This is a genomic window from Pseudoalteromonas sp. Ps84H-4, from assembly GCF_024124645.1.
GTDB classification, from domain to species: domain Bacteria; phylum Pseudomonadota; class Gammaproteobacteria; order Enterobacterales; family Alteromonadaceae; genus Pseudoalteromonas; species Pseudoalteromonas lipolytica_C.
The window spans coordinates 1-1,802 of the sequence record NZ_JAMXSK010000068.1 but is presented as its reverse complement, the minus strand read 5'-3'; the positions used below and the strand labels follow the sequence as shown (position 1 = coordinate 1,802).

Annotated in this window: 2 protein-coding genes; both read left to right on the top strand. The window is 43.5% G+C overall.

Annotated features, from left to right (window positions below):
• Positions 1-547, top strand: a 547-nt coding sequence (locus NH454_RS22195; RefSeq protein ID WP_253040208.1) for a TetR/AcrR family transcriptional regulator, incomplete at its 5' end; no start/stop codon positions are given.
• Between the two features lie 34 nt (positions 548-581).
• Positions 582-1,712, top strand: coding sequence for an efflux RND transporter periplasmic adaptor subunit (locus NH454_RS22190; RefSeq protein WP_028867968.1), 1,131 nt, complete (start codon positions 582-584; stop codon positions 1,710-1,712).
• Positions 1,713-1,802: the final 90 nt, after the last annotated feature.

The window sequence follows — 1,802 nt, the reverse complement described above, 5'->3', positions numbered from 1 at the left end:
TAAAATCGAGGCTATTCTTGATGGTGCTGTGCAATGCTTTGTTAAAAAAGGCTTTCATGGCGCTGGCATGGCGGAGATTTCTCGTGTTGCAAAAGTCAGCCAGGCAAGTCTCTATCAATACTTCGCCTCAAAAAATGAACTCATTCTGGAAATCGCCAAGCGCTATTCTTCCAGAGATCTCGATGCTTTGAGAAGAATTGAGAGCGCTAGTGATTTCATGGATGCTTTGGAGCAAGAGGCCTATCTCACAGGCGATAAAATAGGAACTATTATGTATCTGGAGATCCTCGCAGAGTCATCCAGAAACCCAGAAATTAAGAAAGCGGTACAGGATTCAGGTCAAGAGCTCTTTGACACCTGTTGTACCATGATCAAGAAATTACAGGATAAAGATGAGACAAGTTATTTGCTCACACCCGAGCAAATAACACACTATATCTTTGCCTACATTGATGGTTTGTCCTGCCAGATAGCGACTGCGGATATCGAGTATTCGCGTGAACTTTTACGTCAGCTTGTTCAGACCCTTCTTACACCAAAAAAGTAATTAATATTTAAGCCATACCTCAAGAGGGTTTGTTATGAGTTCGCCATTTTATATACTCGAACGATCAGTTATATTATTAAGGAAATTTAGTAAATATGCATTAGTTTGCCTACTTGTCTTATTACAGGGTTGTAGCAGTGAAAGTATACCTGAGCCCACTGAACAGAACATTCGAGTGGTAACACTCAACGAAGTGGGTGCAAACGCGCATTACCAAGAATCTCGCTTTTCTGGAATAACACAAACAGAGAGCAGAGCGCAGCTCTCGTTTGGCGTTCCTGGCAAAGTGCAAAAGGTGCAGGTGGATATTGGTAGCCGGTTAAAAGCGGGCGATATCATGGCAACACTGGATTTGGAGCCTTATCAACTAGCAGTTGATAACGCCCGCTCTGAAGCCTCAAAAGCGCAGATCGCGCTTGAAGAACACCAAGCAAACTATGAACGGCTTAATCATCTCAAATCAAATAACGCAGTTTCCCAGCAAGATTTAGAGGCGGCAAGAACACTTTTCTTAACAGCTCAAGCCTCTGTGCGTGAAGCACAAAGCCGAGTCAGACTCACAGAAAGAGAACTTTCTCAAGCAGTAATAAAAGCCCCCTATGATGGTGTTGTCTCTACCAGACAAGTGGAACCCTTTGAAGAGGTGGCTCAGAATCAGGTCATATTTACTTTCGACAGTTCAGCGCAACTTATTGTTGAATCATCAATCCCCGTACCTTTGGCAAATGCTCTACGTTCTACAAATGAACAGATTATCAGTATTAGTCATCAAGGGGCGTCTTTTGAGGCTGAGTTGTCTCATATTGCAGAGCGCGCAAGTAATGGCTTGAGCTTGCCTGTTAAACTGCGTATACAAGTGCCAGAGGGAAATTTTTTACCGCCAGGTCTCGTGGTTGCAGTGAACTATCGTCTGAAAAATAGTGAAAACGTTCTCTTGGTTCCTCACGGCGCAGTTTATATTGAAGCAACAAGTAACAGCGCTTTCCTCTACTCCTTTAACGGTGAGTCCAATACCGTTAGTAAAAAACCTGTACAAATTGTCGATATTCAACCGTCAGGCTACATTATTAATGCTGAGTTGGAACTCGGAGAGAGATACGTAGCAGCCGGAGCAGCCTTTATCAGTGATGGGCAACAGGTTCGTGTTTTAGGGGAGACGCGTTAATGTCCATTACCAACTTCTCACTTGCTAACAGCCGTTTAGTGCTCTTTCTGTTTTTTATGCTTACGAGCATAGGGTTGGCGTTATACCCGA